The organism is Acinetobacter sp. ANC_7512, assembly GCF_056779935.1.
The window spans coordinates 131,079-157,214 of record NZ_JBWYIX010000007.1; the positions used below are offsets into that span (position 1 = coordinate 131,079).

The following is a 26,136-nucleotide window of genomic DNA, read 5'->3' on the forward strand; positions in this document are numbered from 1 at the left end:
GGCGACATATTTTTTTAAACAAACTGATTTATGTGCAAAAGCACAATTAAACGCAACAGTTTGTCTTTTTGCCGATATAATAAGCCTTCGGCGTTGGCATATTCTTTTGGGACCATTCCGAGTTTATGCTAAACAAGAATTTAGTTTGAATTTCAAAATTTTGAAATCTCTAAACAAATGTTCACTTACGGCGGTATCCGTGCGCTGACTATAGCAAACCTTAGATCATCTGCCTATGGGCTACACAGACATTTCTAGTCAATTGGGTAGTCTAAATGATCAGTTTTTAATCGAATTTAGTATTTTTTTAGGTCAACGTAACTGTATGAATTCTACGCAAGAATGGCAAAGCGTCACTTGGTTTGAAGTGGATGAGCACCAATTGGGGCAACGCATCGACAATTTTCTATTCGCTCGTCTTAAAGGAGTACCGAAAAGTCGAATCTATCGTTTAATTCGTGAAGGTCAGGTGCGGGTCAACAAAAAGCGTGTGAAAGCGGAAACCAAATTAAATATTGGTGATCAAATCCGTGTTGCACCGATTCGTTATGAACAAAAAGATGAATCTCAAGCTCCAGTATCAGACAAAGTCGCGCAGGGCTTGTTAAGCCGTGTGGTTTATGAAGATGAAGGTCTTTTAGTGGTGAACAAACCTTCTGGGATTGCGGTGCACGGTGGAAGTGGTGTGGCGTATGGCTTAATTGAAGGCTTACGCGCAGCGACAGGGAAAAAATATTTAGAACTGATCCATCGTATTGACCGAGATACTTCAGGCTTGGTGATGATTTCTAAAAAGCGTAGCGTGTTAAAAACACTTCAAGATATGCTTCGTGAACACAAAATTCAAAAAACTTATGCTGCTGTGGTGAAAGGCCAAGTAACACTAGATTCACAATTAATCGATGCACCATTACATCGCTATGAGTTAGCCAATGGTGAACGTCGAGTACGTGTATCTAAAGAAGGAAAACCTTCAAAAACCCAATGGAAGGTAGCAGAACGCTTCATGCATGCATCACTTGTGTATGCGTCACCGCTTTCTGGTCGTACACATCAAATTCGTGTACATGGACTCAGTATCGGCCATCCCTTGGTGGGTGATGAAAAGTACGGGCATGAGACGGAATATCGTGGACCTAAACCACGCCGTTTATGTTTACATGCAATGCGCTTAGAGATCCCTGGATATCCAGTAATTGAAGCTCCATTGCCTGAGGATATGCAAAGCTTGGTTGCACAACTTCGCGCACAAAAAGCGGATAAACCTGTAGTGCAGTCTCAACAAGACTGAGTGCGTCTCAGTGGTTGTGTAAGGATTGAATCATTGTGTCATGACGAGGTCATGCAACGATGAGATCTTAATATGTCAATATGATATTTAAATGGCATCCACCCGATCAAAATTAGGATACAAAATATGACATCAGCGGTAAAACTCATTATTTTTGATTGGGATGGCACCTTATTTGATTCAGTGGGTCAAATTGTTAAAAGCTTAAAATTTGCCGCCAAACAATTTAATCAACCTTTAACTGATGAGGATGCTAAAAGCATTATTGGCTTAGGATTACCTGAAGTTGCGCAGGTTTTATTTCCTCAGGTTCCTGATTTACACGAGGCAATTTTACAGTCTTATTCAGCGCATTATGTTGAGCACTCGAAACATGATCGTTGGTTTGATGGTGTGGCTGAAATGTTGCATGATCTCAAAGAATCAGGGATTCATTTGGCTGTTGCGACAGGAAAAAGTCGTAAGGGGCTAGATCGAGTACTGGGGCAAACTCAGAGTGTGAGTTTGTTTTCAGCTACACGTGCAGCCAGTGAAACAAAATCAAAACCAGATCCGTTGATGTTGGCTGAAATTTTAGCCGAAACTGGTTTTAATGCAGATCAAGCGATAATGGTAGGAGATACTTCATACGATCTTGAAATGGCATTGAATATTCGTATGCCAAGTGTAGGGGTGACGTATGGCGTTCATCTACCTGAGGTATTACAGCAATATGATCCCCTTGCGGTTGTTGATTCCATTGATGAGTTACATCAATTTTTAAAACATGTGATCAAACAGTCTGTTGCGTGTTAAAGCACAGTGAATAAAAAACCCGCTTGATTCAGCGGGTTTTTTATTCACGTTGAACTTTGATTAAAGTCTAAATAAAAGACTTTTGAGAGTAACTCCATAAATTTTTGCACAGCAATACCAGTGGCATTTTTGCGATAACTTACAAAGAGATCGAGCGAAGGTAGCTCTACATCGAGTGGTCGAGTCACACTATTTTCCAAGAGAAGTGGCACAATATAGCCAGGAAGAATCGTACACCCTAAGCCAATACCAATAGAGTTAATGTTAAACAAGATATTGTCAGCTTTTTGAACAATTTTAAAAGAAACGCCATTTTGTTCAGCAAAGCCTATAATGGTGTCATGTAAGGTTTTAGATTGCTCATCTGAAGGGATCACAAAATCAATGCCATCAAGCGCTTTTACAGGAATACGATCGTACTTTGCCAAAGGGTGATCTTTAGGCAGAATAAAAACTAAAGGCTCACGGAGTACAAAGCGACTCTCGATCTCTTCAGAATCTAAACGTTGACGAGTAAAAGTAATGTCCAATTCACCTTTCTGTATGCCTTTGAATTGCTCAATATTATTTAAGCTTTGTAATTCAATTTTTAATTCGGGATTTTGAACACGTAAGTTAGGTAATACATAAGGAAAGATTTTCATTTCTGCAACTGGCACAAAACCAATGCGTAGCATTTTTTGTTTTGCTTTAGACACTTGGCGCGCCATATTAATTGCTTTTTCTGCTTGAGCAATGGTGAGTCTCGCCTGTTCCAGAAACACAGCGCCTTCTTCGGTCAATTCAACTTTTCGTTTGGTACGATTTAGTAAACGCACACCAACATCTTCTTCTAAATCTTTGATTTGTTGGCTGAGTGAAGGCTGTGCTGTGTAGAGCTTAAGTGCAGCTTTGCTAAAATTAAGCTCTTCTGCAACTGTAATAAAATAGCGCAAATGCCGTAATTCCATATAGCCTTCCAGAGAATAATCTAAAAAATGTCTTAATGTTGCTAAAGATGAGTATAAGTGAAATTGATCAATAAGTAGATGTATTTTGGTATTTACTTAGTGAATGAAGCATTTTTTTGTATTTCAAAATTCACATGCATTTAATTTCTTACTTAGATAGAAATTCTACATTTCAAGATCGAACTCTCATCGCGAATGAGTGACTGATTTGTATAGGTTTAGAAAAGATTGTATCTATTAAAGTTGAAACCAATTGTTTCGGCTTTAAGTCTATGAAAAATAATAATGTAGAGAAAAGTACGTTGAAGCTTTGGGAGATCAGTTGTTCAGCGTTAAGTCACATCCTAAACAAAATTTAACTTCCTCTATTTAAGATTTCTGTGGGTGATTAAAAAAACATCAAAAATCAGAAAAAAACAACAAAATCATAAACAAAAAGAAAGTCTGAGTTGTATATGATGAATAATAGAGGGATGATTGGTGGTCTATTTCACAATTTATTGATGAAATTATAACCACTTCATGGGAATTGAGATTGATGTTGTCTTAAATGAAACACGAACAGTGTATCTTTTAAAAACATAATTTAAAAATGCGAATAGATGATGAACATAATCTATTTATATAACTGAATAATCAACTATTTCAAAATCGCTTCGGTTTGAGGTGCTTACATTTATTATGTCTAATTTGACTGATATTCCAACGACGACTTCGAGTAATCCAGAGTCTACACTTGTTGTTGGACGGAAGCCGCAGAATTCTAATCTGCACTATCAACTAAAGACTGAAGATTGTATTCGGCATGTGTGGTTTAAACCAAAACTTAAATTGGTTTCACTGGATCACCATAACGGACAAAGATTCGTTAATCAGGAACCACGTCCTGCACAGCTCAACCAATGGAATTTATATAAATGGTTGATGGCTCGTAAAAGCTTTACCTGGCAAGGTGATTTCGCGAAAGAGAAACAGGACTTTATTCAAACCAAACGTGCTAAGCCTGAGGCTCGTCCGCATGCAGATTTAGAAGATTGGCAAGTATGGTTTGTTGGTCATGCTACGGTTTTAATTCAAATTGGTCCATATAACTTCTTAACCGACCCTGTATGGGCGGATTATGTAAGCCCAAAGCACGGGAGTGGACCGAAACGTGTTATCCCTGCAGGGATTGCACTTGAAGATTTACCACAGATTCACGCAGTATTACTCAGTCATAATCACTATGATCATATGGATTTAGCGAGTTTGAATTGGCTACATCAAAAATTTGCTATGCCGATCTATACAGGTCTAGGAAATGCAGCCTATTTGCCGAAAGCATTTCATGTGATTGAGATGGATTGGTGGCAGTCTGCCTTATTCAAAGATTTTAAAATTGTCTACACACCTGCCCAACATGGTTCTGGTCGAGGGCTTCGTGATCAAAACCTTGCATTATGGGGTGGTTTTTCAATTTTATCTGAGCATGGGCATTGTTACTTTGCTGGTGATACAGGCTATGCACAACATTTTAAAGAGATTCACCAGCGCTTAGGTGCACCAAGGATTGCTTTACTGCCAATCGGTGCATATGAACCAAGAGTATTGATGCAATATCTACATATGAATCCTGCTGATGCATTCCAAGCACATAAAGATTTACACGCAAAACGTTCATTAGCGATTCACTATCGTACTTTTCAGTTAACAGATGAAGATCGGAATCAACCTGAGTTGGATCTGCACCAAGCGATGAAAAATGCATCTAAATTTATCAGTCCGTTTTATTGTATTCGGGAAGGTAAAAAACTAATTGTTTGAATAAAAAAAACCGCTGATAACAGCGGTTTTTTATGGAGATATTAATTAAAGTAAGCCAGGATTTCCTTGTGCTGGGTCAGTTGCACGTGCAGCCTGTGCATCAGCTACGGTCATGCCTAATGCTTTTGCAACACCCTCGCCATATGCTGGGTCACAAGCATAGCAGTTACGAATATGACGATACTTAATGAAATCTAATGCATCGCCCATTGCTGCGGCTGTATTGTCAAATAAAGCCTGTTTTTGCTGATCATTCATGAGATTGAATAATGCGCGTGGTTGACTGAAATAGTCATTATCATCTTCGCGGTAATCCCAGAAATCTGCCGCACCAGAAATTTTTAATGGTGGCTCTTTATATTGTGGCTGTTCCTGCCATTGGCTGAAACTATTTGGTTCATAGTGTGGCAAAGCACCATAGTTACCATCAGTACGACCTTGACCATCGCGACGATTTGAGTGAACAGGGCAACGCGGTGCATTCACTGGAATTTGATAATGGTTAACACCAACACGGTAGCGTGCAGCATCTGCATAGTTGAACAGACGTGCTTGAAGCATACGGTCAGGTGAGAAGCTGATGCCTGGCACTAAGTTACTTGGAGCAAAGGCAGCTTGTTCTACGTCTTGGAAGTAGTTTTCAGGGTTACGATTAAGTTCGAATTCACCGACTTCGATCAAAGGATAGTCCCCTTTAGGCCATACTTTGGTTAAGTCAAATGGGTGATATGGAACTTTCTCTGCATCTAACTCAGGCATGATTTGGACGTACATTTTCCATTTCGGGAAATCACCACGTTCAATCGCATCAAATAAGTCAGTTTGAGAACTTTCGCGATCTTTCGCAATAATCGCTTCAGCTTCTGCATCAGTTAAATTCTTAATGCCTTGTTGCGTGCGCATATGGAATTTAACCCAGAAGCGTTCGTTGTTGGCATTAATGAAACTGAAGGTATGGCTACCAAAACCATGCATGTGACGGTAACCATCTGGGATACCTCGGTCTGACATGACAATCGTCACTTGATGTAATGCTTCTGGAAGTAAAGTCCAAAAATCCCAGTTGTTGGTTGCACTACGTTTGTTGGTTTTAGGATCGCGTTTAACTGCTTTGTTTAAGTCAGGGAACTTACGCGCATCACGTAAGAAGAAAACTGGAGTGTTATTACCTACTAAATCCCAGTTACCTTCTTCAGTGTAGAATTTCATTGCGAAACCGCGGATATCACGTTCAGCATCTGCTGCACCACGTTCGCCAGCAACTGTAGAGAAGCGCACAAAAATATCGGTTTTTTTACCGATTTCAGAGAATAATTTAGCGCGAGTATATTGCGTAATATCATGGGTAACAGTGAAGGTACCAAATGCCCCAGAACCTTTCGCGTGCATACGACGCTCAGGAATCACTTCACGAACGAAGTTGCCTAATTTTTCATTCAGCCATAAATCTTGTGCAAGTAAAGGACCACGTGCACCTGCTGTCATACTGTTTTGGTTGTCTACTACAGGAGCACCAGCATCAGTTGTTAAGTGGGTGACAGGACATTTTTTTGAGTCATCGCTCATATTCATTCTCCATTTATAATATATGCCTTTCTTGATGGTTGGCTGAGCATTCACTTTTATAAGTTCTAGCGCCTCCAATATCAGAGACATGAACCGTTTTGTTCGATCATTCTAAAGCAACATTGTGACAAGAATGTGTGTTTTATTGAGTTTACAAATTCATCATAAATCATGATGCGTTCAATTGGAGTGTTTAATTTGTAAATAAAATTCCAATTACCCTCATATAAATTAAGGGTTTATTTGAATATTCACCAATAGAATATTTGGTTCAAGTTAAAAGGATTTAACGATGATTTACAGTAAGGTTTTGGTTGTGTAATTTTTGGATATGAATCATAAGTTTGGTTGTTTAAGTGTTTGAATCTTACTGTCATGAAGCATTGCATGATTACTTCATGACGGCGATTAACTTAAGAATCTTTGTTAAACATCAAGCACAATGATTGGTGAGCGAGCCACAGTGTTGCATAGGGTAATGCGATGTTGAATAGTGGATGAATTAACTTCTAATTGAGTTTGACCTTCCAATTTAGTGCATACACAGGCTTTGCATAAACCTTGTCGACAACCGCTTGGCAGTTTTAGTCCAGCCCAACGCGCGGCTTCAAGTAAAGTGACATTCCCTTCAATATCGATACTTTTATTACTTTTTTTGAAAATCACTCGACGTGTAACACCATCAGACTCAAAACTGAGAGGAGCAGGTTTAAAATTTTCTGTGTGAAATGCTGCTGCTTTAACGCCTGCTTGAATAAGTTGTTGGCGAGCAGAATCGATTAATGCTTGAGGGGCGCAGGCATATACGTGTTGGCATTTAAAATCTCTAATATAAGGTTGGAAAATTTCAAGACTAAAACGTCCTTGTCGTAAATCAGATGTCGACTCGTTCTGAACTTTGGAGCAGATGAAGTGAACATTCAAATTTGAATACTTCGCGATTTGACGAATCTCATTTTCAAACAAAATAGAATTTTCATCATGGTTAAAGTAAAACAAATGAGCTTCAGCTTTACTTTCGATACGCTGATATTTTCTTAACATACTTAAAATTGGTGTAATACCGACTCCTGCTGCGATAAAGATTAACTTCGGCGGGAGGGTGTCTAAAACAAAATCAGGTGTAGATTGTGGTGGACTTACAATCGTCACCTCTGTATTTACAGGAACATGATCATGAATATAGTGAGAAACGATGCCCGCAGGTGTACGTTTCACTGCTATTTCAAAATAGCCATCTGCGCTTTGGCTTTCATGCAATAAGCTGTATTGACGAATATAAGTTTGCCCATTTATTTCAAAGCTTAATGAAATAAATGCACCTGCCTGCCATTTTAAATGTTCCCAGCCTTGAGGCTTGCTCATTTTGAGTGTTTTGACTTGACCATTAAGCTGTATTTCGACTTGTATAACTTTTGTCGACGCATTATAGAACTGTGGCTTGTGTAAATATGTCATGGTTGAGGGTGGCTGATATTGAATTCCTCGTTTGATACGTTTTAATAATTCTTTTGGTCGAATGAGTAATTTGAAAGGGTTATTTTTTTCTTGATTACCAAAAGGTAGAGTTCTTTTAATGAGGCTGAGCGGTATCGCTGGAATCAGCTTTTCCATGGGTGAATTGTGATAAGGCAAATGATATTTTTCACAAATACTACGTACTACAGCTTTGATTTGTCTTTGACGATTACATGCTAAATCTGGAAATAAATGATGCTCAAGATGTGTATCTAATCCGCCATAAAAGATTTCAAATGGAGGTGGATTTGGATACGGGACCTCATCATCAAGGATTTTTTTGAGAAACTGATCCAGCGGTGCATATGGGATAAAATTGGTGGTACTTTTAATCTGTCGTATGAAATATTCTTCTTGCGTCTCATCAGGTCCAGGATCTGAATAAAGCTCCAAATTTTCAGCGTGATGTTCTAAGAAGAGGATATGAAGTAAAAAACCATAGCCTATCGTTGTTGTAAGATAATTTCCGATAAAAACAGGTAATTTTTTTGACCATTTTGCAGCGACTGGTGCTTCAATAAACTGTTTTTGAGCATGAGCTTTTATGAGACGAAGTGATTGAGTAAAGGTTTCTTTGGAAAGGATCTTTCGACCTTCTGTACGTGCTGCTGATGTGGCTGTATAGAGTGTGAAATAGTAGGATGGAGTGATCATCAGCGCACTGTAAATCAGCAATTGAACACTGTGATGCCCGTACCAGCTTTGACCTGCCAAGCTTCTTAAAAAGGAATACCCTAAATCATGATCTTTGCCAACGATGTTGGTAAATGGATGATGATTTTGATGATGCATGACGCGCCATTCACGAGGATCAGTCACAAAGTCCCATACCCAGCGTTCTGAATGAAACTCGGTTGCTTGGGGGAGGTGATCATAACTTCCGTGCATGATGTTATGACCGAGCTCTGAAAATTCGAGTAGGGTGTGTAAACAACCCAGAATAATGCCCCGTCCCCAAGATTCTAAACTTATACATTCACGAATAAGTTGCTCACTGCGTAATTTTATAGCCTTTGAATATGCAGCAACATTTCGAATATGATCAATATCTTGGTCGTTCATCTCGGCTTTGGTTTTTTGATATAACGCCGTGAGTTCATTGACCAGGCTTTGCTGTTCCTCAGCAAGATTGGCATACATGTTCATAAAAAATTCCATTTTCTTTTATTTATGAATATAAGAGATTGAATTCACTTGTAGAATGATAATTAAACAGTTAAATTTGACATTAGATGACAAATAAAAACGCGAATAATGATGCTTAATTCATGGAAGTTTTTAAGGGAAGCGAATACAGCTCGGGTACTATGTCATGTTGCAGAAAGCTACGGTATTACTTTTGAGCAATGCCTAGAAAATACACAACTGACGAAACAGGATCTTTATCAAGAAAATTTTGAAATCCAAGAGCGAAATGAATTACAGATCATCAGAAATATTCTGAATCTAATCTCTGATGAACATCCCATTGCGCTCGAAGCTGGGCTTCGACATCACACCACCACATTAGGGGCTTGGGGATTTGCAATTTTAAGTAGTGCCAATGTCAGAGAAGCGTTGCTGATCGCGATACGATATCTGAAATTAGGCGCAATTTTTTCTGATGTGGCTTTGCAAGAAGATGGTGAATTTACACATTTAAATTTATTTCATCATGACCTAAGTGCTGATATGCAATTATTTATTTTAGAAAGAGATATTGCGACCATCATCACACTTCAAAATGACATTCTTGGTGCTCAATTACCATTTCAGATAGATTTAGCGATGACCAAGCCTTGCTATGCAAATCAGATAGAAGAATTAACTGGTTATCCTATTTTTTATGAGAAACCACAAAGTCGAATCACGATTCAATCTGAATTGTTGCTTACCCCATTGCGTCAAGCTGATGACTTCACTTTTATGCGTTACCAAAAAGAGTGTGAGCATGTATTTCGACGCCGAAAAAGCTTAGGGGACTATAGTAAAAAAATACGCGAGTTTTTATTAAAGAATGCATCCCAAATGCCGACGATTGAAGATATATCCAAAGCTTTAGCTGTCAATATTCGTACCATTCAGCGCAATTTAGCCAATGAAGGGATTACGTTTCACCAATTGGTTAAAAATTTACGTGAGGATTTGGCAGATGATTTATTGCTGGGTACTGATCTCACAATAGATCAAATTTCTGAACGGTTGGGTTATGCGGAAGTATCTGTTTTTTCTAGAGCATTCAAGCGCTGTAAGGGTATGCCACCAGCAAAATATCGAAAGATGATGCAACAATAGCAGAACACAATACTGAGATCATATTAAGACGTTAATAAAAATTTAATGACAATTCAGGTCATCATTTGCACTAGATAATCTACTTTCAAAAGCTATACTCGATAATATAAATAATCAAGTTATAGATAAAAATTCCAAAGAGGGTGCGTTTATGTCGGCATGGATGACACATCAAATACATAATCAATTTGATGAGCTTCAAGATTACAATCTATATACAACAGATCCAATCTTACAAGAAATCTTACAGCGTTATGGCAGTAGAAACTCAGTCCATTTAAGTGAATTTGGAGCAGTCGTAGGTTGTGAAAGCTTTTATCACCATGCTGATCTTGCCAATAAACATCCTCCTATTTTACATAGTTTTGATGCTCGAGGTAGACGGGCAGATTTTGTTGAATTTCATCCTTCATGGCACAAATGGATGGCGTTAAATCGTAAATATGCGGTTCATGCACATCCTTTTCTAAATTTCACTCAAGAATCTGGTTGGGTGGATTGGGCAGCAAAATTCTTCCTCAGTGGTCAAGTGGAGTGTGGAAACTTATGTCCAAATTCAATGACCTTGGGCAGCATTCCATTGATTCAAAAAGAACCTGAGCTGTGGAAAAAGCTAGGAGATAAACTTTTATCCACTGAATATGATGAACGCGATTTACCAATTGCTCAGAAAAAATCGATTTGGATTGGAATGGGCATGACTGAAAAGCAGGGAGGTTCTGATGTGCGTGCTAATGAAACGACAGCTGTTCCAGTTGGGCAGTCTGGAAGAGGGCAATCCTATTTACTAACTGGGCATAAATGGTTTTTTTCAGCACCTATGTGCGATGCACATTTGGTTGTTGCTAAAACTGAGCATGATGGATTGGCGTGTTTCTTTGTTCCGCGTTGGTTGGAAGATGGCACAAAAAATGCGATTCATATTCAACGGCTCAAAGAGAAGGTTGGAAATCGCAGCAATTCCAGCTCTGAGGTCGAATTTAAAGAAGCTTGGGGCATTATGATGGGGGAGGCTGGACGCGGCATTCCGACGATTATTGAAATGGCGAACTATACCCGATTAACGTGTGCGGTAGGTTCAAGTGGCATTATGCGTCAGGCCCTAGTACAAAGCATTGCCTATACTCGTCAACGTCAAGCATTTGGTAAGAGACTCATTGAGCAGCCATTAATGCGGTCTGTGCTCACAGATCTTGCTTTAGAAACTGAAGCGGCAGTGCAGTTGAGTTTTCATTTGGCTCATTGTTATGAACATGACAGCGAACTTTGTTTGGCATGGAAACGTATCATGACACCAGCAGCAAAATTTTGGATCTGTAAAAGAGCAGTAGAAATGACTGGTGAAATGATGGAGGTTTTCGGTGGCAATGGCTACGTTGAACATGGCATCATGGCTCGTCTCTTTAAAGAAGCACCTGTGAACACTATTTGGGAAGGGTCAGGTAATGTCATGTGTCTCGATGTGCTTCGTGCTATTTCACGTGATCCTGAATCAATCGAGCATTTATTTAAAGATTTAGTATCTACTGCAAGTCAAGACAAAATACTTAATGAAGAGTTGCAGGGACTGTTTAGATTATTTCATCAGGAACCTGATTATTTACAATTTATGGGGAGAAGCTTAGTCAGTCGTTTGGTTGTGCTCTCTCAAGCAGTATTGTTGAAACGTTATGCGCCAGATTTTATTGCCAATGCTTTTATTGCGACGCGTTATCAAAAATTTCATGGTCAAGTGGTGGGAATGCTTGATGCGCAAGATGTGGATGTAGACAAGATATTACAACGTGTACTAGCAAGTGCATAAAGATAAAGCAGTTTGGCTCAGTATAGTGATTGATTTAGTAGTTCTTTCAACTACATAAAGATCGCCCGAAGCACTGCTGTCACAGGTTTCGGGCTTTCAATGTGCAAGACATCATTTCTTGTTGATGATTTCCTTAAGGTCATTGTAAGGCATGTGCTTCAGCTAAACCTAAGCTCGTTAAATCAGGGTGAAATAACGATTCATTGGTCGCTTCCGCGAGTTCGATAATATAACCGGGCGCAAGTTCTAAACGACCTTGTGCACCCATAATATTTTCAGTCCGTTTTTGTAGGACAGGAATATTATTTTTCTCAGCTTTACGGTATACCGCTTCAATATCATCCACCACAAACATGATTTTGGTGTCTTGAATAAAATCAGGCAGGGTTGCTAACTTTTCAGGTTCAATCACCACCAGTGAGACATGTCCTAAAATAGACTTTAAACCTACAACCAGCAGGTTGTGATATTCAGCGAGACGGAACACGTATTCCACTTCGCCATCAAAAAAATCCAAGTAATTTCGAATGTATTGTTGTTCTTGGCCTGGTGCTAAAAACACACGTTCATATGGTCCTGAAATTAGATGTTCAGCAAAAACAGTATTTTGTAGATGACTCATGATCAATTCCTTCTTTTTAAAGTCTGAGTGGGGAGAGGGTTCAGCCATTGAATCGGCTGAACCTGTGGATTTATTCGTGAATGAAGTGTGGTTTAAGAGACGGTTGGTTTTTCCGCCAATGGCATACCGTTGAGGAGGTAACCTCCATCGGCAGCAACAACTTGTCCTGTGACGAAAGAGGCTTCATCTGAACTGAGCCATAGTGCAAGATGTGCGACTTCGAGTGGATCTGCACCGCGATGCATTGGGGTAGCTTCTCGAGAATGTTCCTCAAAGTTGGAAATAATGGTGGCAGTTTTATCAGTCATTGGAGTAATGGTATAGCCGGGTACCACGACATTCACCCGAATACCTAAACGTGCATACTCCATCGCCACGACTTTACTGAGACCAATCAATCCTGCTTTTGACGCGGCATAAGCTGCCAAATTCGAAGCACCAGTTAAGCCACCAATGGATGATGTATTCACAATGGCGCCTTGATTACCTTTTTTCAGCATTAGGCGGACTTCTGCACGCATCAGTAAAAAATTACTGGTTAAATTGACTGAGATAATGTGATCCCAGTCTTTCTTTTCTGCATTGACAATCGGTGCGTGAACTCCCGAGATGCCTGCATTGTTAAACGCAATATCTAAATGACCATAATGTTGTTCAATATACGAAATTAATGATTCAACGTCTTGTTCATCACTGACATCGGCTTTAAAGAAATCAACCTTAAGCTGTGCAGCCTGTGCTTCTTGCTCCAGTGCTGCACCAGCTTTTTCATTACGTGCCACACCAATCACGGTTGCGCCACGTTTGGCATATTCCAAGGCTGCAGCTTTACCAATACCTGAACTGGCGCCTGTGACAAGCACGATCTTATTTTCAAATTGTTGAGTTTTCATTGTTCTTGTCCTATTTAAATTAAGCTATTAGAGAATGGGAGCTTTAAGCCTTTTCTAGGCCATTGAACCTCATATAAGCGACCTGTCGCTGAAGCTGTGATATAGGCTGTTTTCAAATCTGCACCACCAAAACAGATATTGGTCACTGTTGGGTCTTTTACGGGGACTTCCACAAAATCAATGATTTTACCTTCAGGGGAGATGGTGGTAATTCCGCCTTTTGGCATGGTTGCCACACTGACATTACCTTCCGCATCAACCGCCAGCGAGTCTAGGAAAGTAAAGTCACCTAAGCCGATCAGTAACTGTGCACCTTTTTTAAGATTGAGTTCACCAACGCCTGTGACTTCCCACCACCAAATGCGACCTGTAATGGTTTCTGCGATATAAACACGTGTGCCATCGGGTGAAAGACCTACACCATTTGGGGTGAACAAAGGACTAACCAAACGTTTCACTAAGGTTCCATCTAGTTGTCCATAACTTAGAGCCCCTAAATCCATATCATGTTCACGGCGCTGTCCATGATCAGTGAAATAAAAACCGCCCTGACCATCCATGATGAGATCGTTGGGTGCCAAAATTGGACCATCCTCATAACGGGTATATAAATCTTTCACCTCACCTGTTGCAGACACTGTCTGAATTCGCCCGCCAATGTAGTCTTGAGGCTGTGGGCCTGGGGCAATCAAACCCTCATGTTCTTCCCAAGACATTCCGCCGTTGTTGGCAATGTAAAGTGTATTGTTGGGCCCCAAGGCTGCGCCATTTGGTGCTCCTTGAACTTGCGCGAGCACCTGTTGTTCACCATTTGGATAGAGTCGTTTGAGCTGTTGGCTTTTCAGTTCAACCACGATTACTGAGCCATCGTTTAGTGCCACTGGACCTTCAGGAAAGGCCAAATCCTCAGCAAATACTTTAAATTCCATCTTGTGCTCCTGTATTTATTTTTGTCATGTTGTGCTGAGTGCATTGAATGGCTCAGCAATAGGAAGTTTTAAATTTGTTCATCAAAGATCAGCACGCTTTTACCACGAGTGTGACCATTCAAAATATCGTCATAGGCTTGAGCTGCTTGATGGAATGGGTACTGGCGACTCACCACCCAACTGAAACGACCATCAGCAACACGATCTACCACGTATTTCAAATTAGACGGTTTTTTCTTGACCCATACTGCTTGGATTTTGGAAGAGGACAGTTTGCGGCCAGCTGTTGATCCCATAAACCCGCCAGACTTCACTGTTGCTAAAGAGGCTTGAGTGGCTTCTTCATTTCCGGCTAAATCGATCGATGCATCAAAAGGTTCAGGGTGTAACGCCTTTAAACGCTCAATTAAACCATCGCCGTAGACCACAGGTGTTGCACCTAATTCTTTTAAATACTCCTGATTTTTCGCAGATGCAGTCGCGACAACATCAATGCCTTTTTCTTTGGCTAATTGAACAGTAATCGAACCAACACCGCCTGAGGCACCATGGATCAAGAGGGATTTCACTGGGCCCATTTCATCTAAAATGGTCATGGCGGTTTGAGCCACACCCGCTAAAGTCCCTGCGGTTGCCCAATCAAGATTTTGCGGTTTCGCCACTAAAAAATTAATCGGAACATCAATTACAGAAGCATGAGTGAATCCTGCACCAGAACCTAAGACTTCATCACCCACTTTCCATGGGCTCTGCTCACCGTTAATCTCTACAATCACCCCTGCATATTCAGTTCCAAAGGCTTGCGGCATTTGCGCATGCTTGAATTCACCTGTCATACGACGGGCATCAATTGGGTTAATTCCAGCTGCTTTGACTTGGATGCGTGCCATGCCTGCGGCTAAAAGAGGAAGTTGACTTTCAACGAATTCGAGAACATCAGCTTGTCCGTATTCTCTTGCAATCAAAATTGTACTTTTCATTTTCATATCCTTTTTATTTAAATCATATGGGAATATTTGAATTGTAGTCTGTACAAATATATTGAGAAGAGCTAAAAATAAGCATAATTATTCCAAAAATGATACAAGTAGAGCGATATGTTGGATTTAAACAGTTTGAGAGTATTTAGGGATGTGGTCAGTGCAGGCGGGTATTCAGCAGCACATCGGCAAACGGGTCAGTCTCGTGCCACGCTCAGTCGACATATTATGGAGTTAGAAGAGGCCTTGTCTTCACGGCTGATTGAACGGAGCACTCGCAGTTTTCGTTTAACGGAGCAAGGTCAGATACTCTATGAGCGTTGTATCGAGATTTTTGCGCAAGTCGATGATGCCGTGATGATGGTGGAGCATCTACAGCATGAACCGAATGGTTTGGTTCGGATTGCGATTCCGCCCTCGCTGTTGCATTTTCATCAGTTGGGCGATGAAATTTTGCGTTATATGGAGACTTATCCCAAAGTTAAAATCCATCTTGAAGTTTCAAATCGGGCAGTTGATGTCCACAATGAAAATGTTGATTTTGTGATTCGTGCGAGAACCAGTTTAGATTATCCATTGGACTATGTGCCTGTATTGTTGGCAAAAATGAATTTACTCATGGTGGCTCATCCGAAATGGCAAGATCAAGTTAATGGTCAACTTGATGAAATTTTAAAACATGTGCCTGTCATTGCATGGAAGGGCAATGGTGAATATGCCTATTGGCAACTCACGCATAAGATCACAGGTCAAACCATTCAGTATAAAACGCAACCCAAATTAATTGTGGATGATATGCAGATGATGCATCAAGCTGTATTGAAAGGTTTAGGAATCGCCATGATTCCTCAAGTCTACGTGCAGGAGGATTTGGCATTGGGACGATTGATTGAAGTTGGTGCCGAGTCTGAAGCAGTCCCAAGTTTGATCCATGTGGTGCATTTGGGTCAACGTGGCATGCGACCTGCGGTACGACATCTGTTAGATTGGTTAAAGCAAGTCACGCAGAATTTACGTTAATGGTATATAAATATTAGGACGTGGCTGACGCAGTCATTAGTTTATAAAGATACTTTGCGTACAATTCTCATTTTCATAATTAATAGTACATTGAGATTTTGAATGAGTATTACAAAAGAAAAGAATAATTGGCGACTAATATCAGTAGTTCTAACATGTACAATTTTTATAGGATTATATTATTTTTTTAAGGTTTATCCTCAGCAAACAGAACAATCAAGATTACAATTTGCGGAAAAAGTTCTGTCTGCGTTTTTTTGGATAGATATAGCTGATAGAAATCGTATTTATCAGGCTATATTTGATCAAGGTTTAATCCTAAATCCTGTCAATGATGAAATATTTATTAAAGATTTAAACAATTTAAGTATGCTTCATTCACAAAATGAAGGTAAAAGTCTCTTTAGTGTCTTAGAGCGCTATGTACAGTATTCTTCCAGTGATATGAGCAGTGTAAAAGCGCTTTGTTTACAAATGAAATTTGTAAAAGCCTATAGCCAAAAAATAATTGAACAAAATTACACAAGCCAAAGTTTATCTGAAATGCAGAGATCTAATGTAAGAAACTTAGAACTTATCCAACCTTGGCTCACAAATTTAGAATCTTATGAACAGTTTTATAAGTCGAAAAAAATGATTGTAGATTGTTAAATTAAATCAACTTTAAAAATATCTGAAAAAGGTAATTCAATGCTTGTAAAATGTACAAAAAAGCGTAATATCGCTTTCCCATCATCTAGGGTGGTTAAACTGAAGGTAATATAAAATGGCAAAGAAAAAAGCATTGCCAGAGGTTGTGATTCACAACTTTGTGGCGAAACATATGCATGAGGTCAACAAAAGCCAAGTGTTTATAGATCGTAAGAAAGATGCAAAACGTGGCTACAGCAAGCACAAAAAAGGGAGATGTTCGAATGATTATCTCCCTTTTTTTATATGCCTAAACACGTGAAGGTTAGTCTGCTCCACCGATACTTCCACCGCAATCTATATCAACATGTGATGATAATTCGCTCATTTGGTGTTCAGAATTCATCGTTGAGTCATGACCTAGCGTATGATTTGAAATAGGTTTGTTAGGTGTTGAACTACTTTTTAATTTACTAATATATAAATGAAATAGAATTACCGAGATCGCTACGAACAACATGAAGATAAAAAAAGCCAATTGATCATGTTGTTACTCAGCTCTTTCTCTGCTTAAACCGAGATTCATATTAGGCATTTACAATACGATTCGATTTCACCATATCCGCTAAACCATGATGACGGAAATAATATTCCATCCAACTTTTTACAATGAGTGGATTATTCATTTTCACCACTTCATCTAAAAGCGTTTGCGCATCTACCATTGGAACATGACAAATTGCTTTACGGACTCTGAGAATATTGCTCGAACTCATTGAAAGTGTATTAAAGCCCATCGCCATCAGTAAAATTGCTGAGAGTGGATCGCCAGCCATTTCACCACAAATACTGACAGGTTTGTCATATTTATGACACTCTTGAACTAAGCGTTGCAATGCTCGAAGCACTGAGGGATGGAAGTGAGAATAAACACTCGATACACGTGGGTTATTACGGTCGACTGCCAACAAATATTGGATTAAATCATTCGAACCCACTGAGAAGAAATCAACTAATTCTGCAAACTCACCAATTTGAAGTAAAACACTAGGTACTTCCACCATGATGCCAATTTTAGGACGATTAATTTTAACTTGTTCTTCTTCCTGAACCGCAGCTAAATCACGCTCAATAATATAAAGCGCTTCTTCTACTTCACTGACGCTGGTGATCATTGGCAGCAAAATATGCAAATTATTCAAGCCAACACTGGCTTTTAACATCGCACGAATTTGTGAAGAGAAAATCTCAGGATGATCCAAGGTAAAACGAATCCCTCTCCATCCTAATGCTGAGTTTTCTTCTTCTATTTCGAAATAAGGTAAATCTTTATCTGCACCAATATCCAAAGTACGCATCACGACTGGTTTATTGGCAAAGTGACTAAGTTGTTGACGGTAAATCGCTCGTTGCTCTTCTTCACCCGGGAAACGATCACGCAACATAAATGGAATTTCTGAACGATAGAGTCCGACACCTTTGGCACCACGTTGTACACCACGCACGACATCAATCATTAAACCTGTATTCACAAATAAGCGTACTGCAACACCATCAGGAGTGATGGCATCTTTGGTTTCATACTGTTTAAGATCTTTGGCTATTTGTTCTTCTTCTTTTTGGATGTCACGATAACGTTGACGTAAACGGCGTGGTGGATTGATAAATACACGTCCTTGATAGGCATCAACAATCATTTCCACATCATCAAGGGTAGTCACCGGAAGTTCGGTGACCCCAACGACTGTCGGTATACCCAAAGCACGTGCCACAATCACCATATGTGAATTGGCAGCCCCTTCAGACGTCACAATCGCTGCAATCTTATCGACAGGAAGTTCAACCAATGCTGCCGTACTGATTTCTTCACCCACAATGATACTGTCATTACTCAGTTCTCGGTGACTTAAATCATCTTCTTGAAGTGCTGCTAAAATGCGACGTCCAAGGTCTTTTAAGTCTGCAACACGTTCTCGTAAATAATCGTCTTCCATTTGTGCAAAGATTGCCACATGACGATCAATAACGTGTTTAACTGCACCTTGAGCCCAGTGACCATCACGGATTAACTCTTTGATTTCAGCAGGCAGGGCATTCTCATCCAACATTCTCAAGAATACGCTAAATAATGCACGTTCCTCAGACATCAAAGAATCTTGCATTTTTTCATCAAGTGATTGAATTTCTTTACGAACAGAATCAACCGCATGATCGAGTAATTCAAGCTCCTCACTGATATCTTCAGCTTCGCGGTCAGGTACTGAACCTAAATCTGCGGGTGGATAAAGAATAAGTGCACGACCTAATGCAATACCACCTGCACCTGATGATCCTTGAAATGTTTTATAGGTTGGAGAATTATTTGGCTTACGGAAAACATCGATATTTCCAACTGCATGCGCATGCGCGATAACGCCAGAAAGTTGTGCACAAAGTGTGACTAAAAACGATTCAGCAGCTTCGCTAAAGTCTTGTGGTTCAGTATTTTGAACCACGAGAACACCCATGACTTTTCGACGATACATGACAGGAACGCCAAGGAAAGAGTTATAAATCTCTTCACCCGTTTCTGGAAAATACGCGAAACGCTCATGCTTAAACGCATTCTCGATATTGACGATTTCCTCGCGTTGTCCAACGAGCCCGACCAAACCCTCACCCAATTGCAGTGAGACATTGCCAATAGATTCAGCATTTAAGCCTTTGGAAGCCATCAGAACGTAACGTTGGTTACGTTCATCAAGTAAATAAATAGAGCACACATCTACATGCATTGCTTCGGAAATTTGGTTGACCATAATTTCTAACGAATCATGCAAACTGACAGACGCATTGATTTCTTGGACAATGCGCCGTAAAGAGTCTAATTGCATGTTCGACATGTAGCGGTGCTCCTCTTAAAGGGATGTAATTATGGTGATTATTCAAATAGTCGAAATAAAAATCAAACATTTAAATTCAATGTTTAATATAAATCATGCTATGGCAGATGCATACACAATTCCAACATGGCACGACGGTAAACATCTTTTTTGAAGTTCACCACTTGGCCTAGTGGATACCAATAGCTGACCCATTGCCATTGATCAAACTCTGGCGGATCATTTAAGTTCAACTGAATATGATTCGTTGACGCGACTAATTTCAATAAAAACCATTTTTGCTTTTGTCCGATACACACAGGATCAGAATCTGATCTGATGTAGCGAAGTGGCAAACGATAATGTAACCAACCTTCGGTCTGAGCAATTATTTGGACGTGCTCCGGCAATAACCCGACTTCTTCACGGAGTTCCCTGAAAAGTGCCTGTTCTGGAGTTTCACCAAATTGGATGCCTCCTTGAGGAAATTGCCAAGCATTGTGACCAATGCGTTTTGCCCATAAAACTTGTCCAATATCATTTGCCAAAATGATCCCGACATTCGGTCGGAAACCTTCTGAGTCGATCATTTGGCACCTAAAATTTATTAAATTCGTTGACTTTGGGTTCGGGGGCATCCACTCTCTATGCCCAACTCGAAAAGTTCAAAGTAATAATGTTTTAAAATTGCTATGATCTTAACGAATTTCTATCGACTAGCGGAGATAGATTTACATTTTTTTTCTTAAATTTCAGTTTGAACGAGTAATTTCATGAAATTGGCGTTGTTTGATTTAGATCACACCTTGTTAAATACCGACTCTGACCATTCTTGGGGCGAGTTTTTAGTCAATGAAGGCTTGGTTGATCCAGTTCGACATCGCGCCATGAATGACAAATTTTATGAAGATTACAAAGCGGGACAACTTGATCCAATTGCCTACAACGAATTCGTATTTGAGTTTTTAACGCAACATAACAATGAGTATTTGACGGACTTACATCAGCTTTTTATGCAAAAAGTGATTCGACCTCAAATGCGCCCTGAAGGTTATAAAGTGATTCAACGTCATCAAGATGCTGGGCATCAATTAGTAGGAATTACCGCAACATCAGATTTTATTACTGCACCTATTTTTCGTGAATTTGGTATTACAGAAATTATTGCAACCAATGCAGAAGTGGTTGATGGTAAATATACGGGTAAAGTCATTAATATTCCTTGTTATCAAAAAGGTAAATTGGCACGATTAGATCAATGGCTCCAGGGACGAGAAGTTACTGAATCATGGGCATATTCAGACTCCATTAATGATCGATTCTTATTGGAATATGCGGATCATGCGATTGCAGTCAATCCAGATGATCGTCTTGAAGCATTGGCTAAAGAGCAGGGTTGGGATATCCAAGACTGGTCCATTTAAGACAGTTTTATTCTCAAAATTAAAAATTGCTAAAGCCATTGTATCAATGGCTTTTTTTCATTGATCAGCATTGAAATAACTTGAGATGAAATTCAGCATAAATTTACAGACGTTTTCATCCCTTAGTGATACCTTATGCGCAAACAACTAACTTAAAATTAATCAAAATCATAAGGAATATACGATGATAAATGCAGAGCCAAGAATGACCAACTTATTTGAGCAATTAGGATTGGATTCTAGCGAGCAAGCTATTGCAGAATTTATTGAAACACATCAGTTAGAAGCTGAAACCTTTTTGACTGAAGCAAGTTTTTGGTCTGAAGGTCAACGTCAATTTTTGAAAGAAAAATTATGTTCAGATGGTTCATGGGCATTAATTATCGATCAGCTCAATGAGTCTTTACATGAAGATTCATTGAAGAAAAAAGCTTAAGTAGCTCACTTGTCTTAAAAAGTAAAAAGTCATCTGATTAGATGACTTTTAAATATCGAGTGCTGAAATTATTTCATTAAATCAACCAATGCTTTGGCTGCCTTAGATTGGGTGCGTCCCGGATGCCAAACCATACCCAATTGACGCTGCATTTCTAAATTAATATCCAGTCTGACCAGGTCTTGATTGACTAAAGTACTTGGCAAGACAGACCAACCTAACCCAATAGAAGCCAACATGCGAATGGATTCAAGCGGATTATTGCTCATGGACACTTTAGGTTTTAATCCATTTTTTTCAAATTCTGCAAGGGTGATCTGCGCTGTATATGTTTGAGCTGCAGGTAATAAACTTGGATACTGCATGAGATCTTCAAGGCTTAAATTTTTCATATTTGCCAATGGATGAAAAACTGCAGCAACGAAAACCAAAGGATCACTCCATAAAGGAACATATTTTAAACGTTCATCTAGGACTGGGGGTAAGGTTAAGAATGCCAGTTCAAGATCACCAGCTAACACTTTTTCATGAGCTTGTTCTGAATCTACAAAATGCACATCTAATGTCACATCAGGATATTGCTGAACATAGCTTTTTAAATGTTGCGGTAAATGATGTAATCCAATGTGATGGCTGGTACCAACTTTAAGCTTTCCTTTAATCTGATTTTGGTCGTGGCTTAAGGTGTGATGAATATCACCTAGTTCATTTAACCAATTTTTAACTTTAGGAAGCAGGGAATGAGCCGCATGGGTGGCTTGTACACCTCGGCCAGCAGATTCAAATAATTTGACACCAAAATAATCTTCTAAACTATGAATACGTTTGGTAACAGCGGGCTGAGTGATAAATAGTTGATCAGCTGCCATAGAAATCGAACCCGTTTCCATGACTTTTATAAAAGCTTCAAAGGCAGCAAGATTCATAATTTAAACTCGGTTATGAAAATATTATTTAATTATAAAATAAATTTATATCTATTGCGAAGTAATTCTTCATAAACTGTTGCAAAAAAAGCCGCATAGTGCGGCTTAGATGAGGAGGATCACAGGTGAAACTATGCGACGATATTTTCTTCCTGTTGTATCGTTTTTTTCTCCCACACGCGTTCGTGAATGAAATAAGCCACGGCTTGTACAGTAGGCTCAAGTAAACTCAAAGTAATTGCCATCCAAATGCTGCCTGTGACAAGGTAGCCTACAATCATGGCTACCGTAATGTGCATAATGTAGTAGCTTAATGTTTTTTTGAACATGCGTTGATTATCTTCAACAAATTTTTGAATATGTGCCATGTGAACATCCTCAGTTGGTGGTGATCTTGGAGATGTTTAAATGATAAGCATTCTTATTTAATCTGTAAAAGCGAATATTATTTTTAAATTAATCGTTTTTATAGATGGTTTTTGTGTTTAAATTGATTCTAAAAAGTTTTTAAACTAATAAAAATGATAAATTAGATTTATGTGAATAGGCCGTTATAATCGTAATTAATGACAGAATTACCCAGTCCAGTGGAGCAAATCGACATGGCAGGCGAAACCCAAAAAGCAGAAACTCAAACAAAAAAAACGTTGTACGATAAATTGTGGGACGATCATTTAGTTAAACAACGCGATGATGGCTCTTCTTTACTTTATATCGATCGTCACTTGTTGCATGAAGTAACTTCACCACAAGCTTTTGAAGGCTTGCAACTTGCAGGTCGTAAGCCTTGGCGTTTAAGTGCTAACGTAGCGACACCTGACCATAACGTTCCGACTTCAACGAAAGAGCGTTCTGAAGGTATTGCAGGTATTGAAGATGATACATCACGTATCCAAGTACAAACTTTAGATGACAACTGTAAAACGTTTAATGTTGCACAGTTTGATATCAACGATATCCGCCAAGGGATCGCACATGTAGTTGGTCCTGAGCAGGGTTTAACTTTACCAGGTATGACAGTAGTGTGTGGTGACTCACATACTGCAACACACGGCGCATTTGGCTGTTTAGCACACGGTATTGGTACATCAGAAGTTGAACACGTATTGGCAACCCAATGCTTAGTTCAAAAGAAAATGAAGAACATGTTGGTGCGTGTTGACGGTAAATTAGGTCAAGGCGTAACACCAAAAGACGTGGTTTTAGCGATTATCGGTAAAATTGGTACTGCTGGTGGTACTGGTCATGCGATTGAGTTTGGCGGCCAAGTATTCCGTGATATGTCGATCGAAGGCCGTATGACAGTATGTAACATGGCAATCGAAGGCGGTGCACGTGTTGGTATGGTTGCTGTTGATGAAAAAACCATTGAATACGTAAAAGGTCGTCCATACGCACCTAAAGGTGAGCAGTGGGATCAAGCAGTTGCATATTGGAATACATTGCATTCTGATGAAGGTGCGCACTTTGATACTGTTGTTGTATTACAAGGTGAAGAGATTGAGCCACAAGTATCTTGGGGTACATCTCCTGAGATGGTGATTCCAGTATCTGCAGCTGTTCCTACATTAGAACAAGCGAAAGATGACGTACAACGCAACGACTGGACACGTGCTTATCAATATATGGGCTTAACCGCGGGTCAAGCATTGTCTGATATTAAATTGGATCGCGTATTTATCGGTTCTTGCACCAACTCTCGTATTGAAGATATCCGTGCGGCAGCTGAAGTTGCAAAAGGCAAAAAAGTTGCAAGCACGATTAAGCAAGCGATGGTTGTTCCGGGTTCTGGCTTAGTCAAAGCACAAGCAGAAGCTGAAGGTTTGGATAAAATCTTAATAGAAGCTGGTTTTGAATGGCGTGAGCCGGGTTGCTCAATGTGTTTAGCAATGAACGCAGATAAATTACAACCGGGTGAGCACTGTGCGTCTACTTCAAACCGTAACTTCGAAGGTCGTCAAGGTAATGGTGGTCGTACACATTTAGTGAGTCCAGCGATGGCAGCAGCAGCGGCAATTGCGGGTCATTTTGTTGATGTACGTTCATTCTAAGAGGAGCAAACAACATGAAAAAATATACCGTTGAACAAGGTATCGTTGCACCTTTAGACCGTGCCAATGTCGATACAGATTTAATTATTCCAAAACAGTTCTTGAAATCAATTAAGCGTACAGGTTTCGGCGCGAATTTGTTTGATGAGTTACGTTATTTAGATGAAGGCTACTTGGGGCAAGACAACTCAAAACGTCCTTTGAATCCAGATTTTGAGTTGAACAAACCACGTTATCAAGGTGCTTCAATCTTGATTTCACGTGCCAACTTTGGTTGTGGTTCAAGCCGAGAACATGCGCCATGGGCTTTAGAAGAATATGGTTTCCGTACCGTAATCGCACCAAGCTATGCAGACATTTTCTACAACAACAGCTTTAAAAATGGCATGTTACCAGTGATCTTGTCTGAAGAGATTGTGGATCAATTATTCAAAGAGTGTGCAGCACAAGAAGGTTATCAGTTAACGATTGATCTTGAAGCACAAGAAGTGCGTACACCATCTGGTGAAGCATTTAAATTTGAAGTTGATCCATTCAGAAAGCACTGTTTGTTGAATGGTTTAGATGATATTGGTTTAACGTTACAAGCGGCAGAAGATATTCGTGCTTATGAGGAAAGAACTAAAGCTGTTCGCCCATGGGTATTCCAAGAAATCAAAGCGTAACTGATACTTAAAGCTATAGTGCTCTGATTCAAGTCTTGCTAATATCGGTGCAAAATTATTCTTTTAGTTTTGCGCCGTTTGGTGAGGTTGGGCACAAATGAAGGCAAAAGTTTTATTACGCTATGCGTTTTTCGGATTGTCTGTCGCCGTTTTATCCGCTTGTCAGACCGTAGACCGATTACAACTGAAAAAGATTAAAGAAACGCCTGAAACCAGAAATCATGCTTTGATTTATTGCTCAGGAACGCTGAATTGTGAGTTTGAAAGATTCGATGAGCATCCCATTGTTGATGCTCAATCTCGAAGATTAGATCAGCGTGCGATCAAGCAAGGTATTGTGCGATTAAATGCTGGCTCTTTGAAAGATCCGCAAGCCTTATATCTTTCAGTTCCTGCTGGACTGCATGAAGTGGTGGTTCGCTTTTATCCGATTTCAGAGGAAAAAGCAGAAACTATTAATGTCATCCATCGCTTCGAAGCAAAAAAAGATTACCGATTTGTAATGTTTAGAGATCGAAGCAGTGGGAAGAAAAGTTTACTTGATGCTTCTGCACCAGAGCCATTATGTGTTGACTTGTTGCAAGAGCAACAAACTATTCGCCGTTTCTGCAAACCCTATAATGTTCTCAATGGACTAGGTGAGTTTGTGGAACAAAAAAATTTAAAAACACGTTAGTTCATACTAACTTTACAAATGG

At 39.6% G+C, this 26,136-nt stretch carries 24 protein-coding genes; 13 read left to right on the forward strand and 11 right to left on the reverse strand.

All coding sequences use genetic code 11. The features are described from left to right. The first annotated feature begins 325 nt into the window (after window positions 1-325). On the forward strand, window positions 326-1,291 hold the full coding sequence (locus AC1M9H_RS08495; RefSeq protein WP_035264199.1) for an RluA family pseudouridine synthase: 966 nt from the start codon (window positions 326-328) through the stop codon (window positions 1,289-1,291). Window positions 1,292-1,417: 126 nt separating this feature from the next. After that, window positions 1,418-2,086, forward strand: a complete 669-nt coding sequence (locus AC1M9H_RS08500) for an HAD family hydrolase (protein ID WP_481613184.1) — start codon at window positions 1,418-1,420, stop codon at window positions 2,084-2,086. Window positions 2,087-2,130: 44 nt separating this feature from the next. Here AC1M9H_RS08500 and hcaR read toward each other — a convergent pair whose 3' ends face one another. Beyond that, entirely contained in the window at window positions 2,131-3,036 is a 906-nt protein-coding gene (gene hcaR, locus AC1M9H_RS08505; protein WP_481613185.1) for a DNA-binding transcriptional regulator HcaR, read from the reverse strand. 681 nt (window positions 3,037-3,717) lie between these two features. On the opposite strand from hcaR, the gene AC1M9H_RS08510 reads away from it, so the two are divergent. Next, window positions 3,718-4,839 carry an MBL fold metallo-hydrolase gene (locus AC1M9H_RS08510; protein WP_481613186.1) on the forward strand — a complete coding sequence of 374 codons (1,122 nt, stop codon included), beginning with the start codon at window positions 3,718-3,720 and terminating at the stop codon, window positions 4,837-4,839. Between the two features lie 45 nt (window positions 4,840-4,884). On the opposite strand, the gene AC1M9H_RS08515 is transcribed toward AC1M9H_RS08510, so the two are convergent. Next, window positions 4,885-6,405, reverse strand: a complete 1,521-nt coding sequence (locus tag AC1M9H_RS08515; protein WP_035264193.1) for a catalase — start codon at window positions 6,403-6,405, stop codon at window positions 4,885-4,887. A gap of 426 nt (window positions 6,406-6,831) precedes the next feature. Continuing rightward, window positions 6,832-9,069: a fatty acid desaturase gene (locus tag AC1M9H_RS08520; protein ID WP_481613187.1), complete on the reverse strand. Its 2,238-nt coding sequence runs from the start codon at window positions 9,067-9,069 to the stop codon at window positions 6,832-6,834. 108 nt (window positions 9,070-9,177) lie between these two features. Here AC1M9H_RS08520 and AC1M9H_RS08525 point away from each other — a divergent pair, with 108 nt between their 5' ends. Then, complete coding sequence (locus AC1M9H_RS08525; protein ID WP_481613188.1) at window positions 9,178-10,197, forward strand: AraC family transcriptional regulator; 1,020 nt, start codon at window positions 9,178-9,180, stop codon at window positions 10,195-10,197. Window positions 10,198-10,348: 151 nt separating this feature from the next. Continuing rightward, entirely contained in the window at window positions 10,349-12,001 is a 1,653-nt protein-coding gene (locus AC1M9H_RS08530) for an acyl-CoA dehydrogenase family protein (RefSeq protein ID WP_481613189.1), read from the forward strand. Between the two features lie 139 nt (window positions 12,002-12,140). Here the strand turns inward: AC1M9H_RS08530 and AC1M9H_RS08535 are convergent, their stop codons facing one another. The 4 genes from AC1M9H_RS08535 to AC1M9H_RS08550 all read right to left on the reverse strand — a co-directional run bounded on the left by AC1M9H_RS08535 (window position 12,141) and on the right by AC1M9H_RS08550 (window position 15,425). Further along, the gene (locus AC1M9H_RS08535; protein WP_481597550.1) at window positions 12,141-12,623 is read right to left on the reverse strand and encodes a hypothetical protein; all 483 of its coding nucleotides are present in this window, start codon (window positions 12,621-12,623) and stop codon (window positions 12,141-12,143) included. A 92-nt stretch (window positions 12,624-12,715) separates the two neighbouring features. Further along, window positions 12,716-13,516: an SDR family NAD(P)-dependent oxidoreductase gene (locus AC1M9H_RS08540; protein WP_481597551.1), complete on the reverse strand. Its 801-nt coding sequence runs from the start codon at window positions 13,514-13,516 to the stop codon at window positions 12,716-12,718. 14 nt (window positions 13,517-13,530) lie between these two features. Further along, window positions 13,531-14,445 carry an SMP-30/gluconolactonase/LRE family protein gene (locus AC1M9H_RS08545; RefSeq protein WP_481597552.1) on the reverse strand — a complete coding sequence of 305 codons (915 nt, stop codon included), beginning with the start codon at window positions 14,443-14,445 and terminating at the stop codon, window positions 13,531-13,533. Window positions 14,446-14,513: 68 nt separating this feature from the next. Next, window positions 14,514-15,425, reverse strand: a complete 912-nt coding sequence (locus tag AC1M9H_RS08550) for an NADP-dependent oxidoreductase (RefSeq protein WP_481613190.1) — start codon at window positions 15,423-15,425, stop codon at window positions 14,514-14,516. 117 nt (window positions 15,426-15,542) lie between these two features. On the opposite strand from AC1M9H_RS08550, the gene AC1M9H_RS08555 reads away from it, so the two are divergent. The 3 genes from AC1M9H_RS08555 (at window position 15,543) to AC1M9H_RS08565 (ending at window position 17,397) form a co-directional block, all read left to right on the forward strand. Further along, a complete protein-coding gene (locus AC1M9H_RS08555) occupies window positions 15,543-16,445 on the forward strand; it encodes a LysR substrate-binding domain-containing protein (RefSeq protein WP_481613191.1) in 903 nt (300 codons plus the stop codon). A 102-nt stretch (window positions 16,446-16,547) separates the two neighbouring features. Continuing rightward, window positions 16,548-17,096, forward strand: coding sequence for a hypothetical protein (locus AC1M9H_RS08560; protein ID WP_481613192.1), 549 nt, complete (start codon window positions 16,548-16,550; stop codon window positions 17,094-17,096). Between the two features lie 115 nt (window positions 17,097-17,211). Then, on the forward strand, window positions 17,212-17,397 hold the full coding sequence (locus tag AC1M9H_RS08565) for a DUF7230 family protein (RefSeq protein ID WP_481596209.1): 186 nt from the start codon (window positions 17,212-17,214) through the stop codon (window positions 17,395-17,397). A gap of 265 nt (window positions 17,398-17,662) precedes the next feature. Here the strand turns inward: AC1M9H_RS08565 and ptsP are convergent, their stop codons facing one another. Continuing rightward, the gene (gene ptsP / locus AC1M9H_RS08570; protein WP_481613193.1) at window positions 17,663-19,957 is read right to left on the reverse strand and encodes a phosphoenolpyruvate--protein phosphotransferase; all 2,295 of its coding nucleotides are present in this window, start codon (window positions 19,955-19,957) and stop codon (window positions 17,663-17,665) included. A gap of 98 nt (window positions 19,958-20,055) precedes the next feature. Further along, window positions 20,056-20,526, reverse strand: coding sequence for an RNA pyrophosphohydrolase (locus AC1M9H_RS08575; protein ID WP_035264177.1), 471 nt, complete (start codon window positions 20,524-20,526; stop codon window positions 20,056-20,058). Window positions 20,527-20,709: 183 nt separating this feature from the next. Here AC1M9H_RS08575 and AC1M9H_RS08580 point away from each other — a divergent pair, with 183 nt between their 5' ends. Beyond that, complete coding sequence (locus AC1M9H_RS08580) at window positions 20,710-21,360, forward strand: HAD family hydrolase (protein ID WP_481613194.1); 651 nt, start codon at window positions 20,710-20,712, stop codon at window positions 21,358-21,360. A 184-nt stretch (window positions 21,361-21,544) separates the two neighbouring features. Further along, the gene (locus AC1M9H_RS08585; protein WP_481592415.1) at window positions 21,545-21,796 is read left to right on the forward strand and encodes a DUF2789 domain-containing protein; all 252 of its coding nucleotides are present in this window, start codon (window positions 21,545-21,547) and stop codon (window positions 21,794-21,796) included. 68 nt (window positions 21,797-21,864) lie between these two features. Here AC1M9H_RS08585 and AC1M9H_RS08590 read toward each other — a convergent pair whose 3' ends face one another. Continuing rightward, on the reverse strand, window positions 21,865-22,722 hold the full coding sequence (locus AC1M9H_RS08590) for a LysR family transcriptional regulator (RefSeq protein WP_035264171.1): 858 nt from the start codon (window positions 22,720-22,722) through the stop codon (window positions 21,865-21,867). Between the two features lie 131 nt (window positions 22,723-22,853). Further along, complete coding sequence (locus AC1M9H_RS08595) at window positions 22,854-23,090, reverse strand: DUF2061 domain-containing protein (RefSeq protein WP_035264169.1); 237 nt, start codon at window positions 23,088-23,090, stop codon at window positions 22,854-22,856. Between the two features lie 234 nt (window positions 23,091-23,324). On the opposite strand from AC1M9H_RS08595, the gene leuC reads away from it, so the two are divergent. The 3 genes from leuC to AC1M9H_RS08610 all read left to right on the forward strand — a co-directional run bounded on the left by leuC (window position 23,325) and on the right by AC1M9H_RS08610 (window position 26,114). Further along, a complete protein-coding gene (leuC, locus tag AC1M9H_RS08600; protein WP_481613195.1) occupies window positions 23,325-24,773 on the forward strand; it encodes a 3-isopropylmalate dehydratase large subunit in 1,449 nt (482 codons plus the stop codon). Window positions 24,774-24,787: 14 nt separating this feature from the next. Next, entirely contained in the window at window positions 24,788-25,438 is a 651-nt protein-coding gene (gene leuD, locus AC1M9H_RS08605) for a 3-isopropylmalate dehydratase small subunit (RefSeq protein WP_481592412.1), read from the forward strand. Window positions 25,439-25,535: 97 nt separating this feature from the next. After that, window positions 25,536-26,114, forward strand: a complete 579-nt coding sequence (locus AC1M9H_RS08610; protein ID WP_179998722.1) for a hypothetical protein — start codon at window positions 25,536-25,538, stop codon at window positions 26,112-26,114. The last annotated feature ends 22 nt before the right edge of the window (window positions 26,115-26,136 follow it).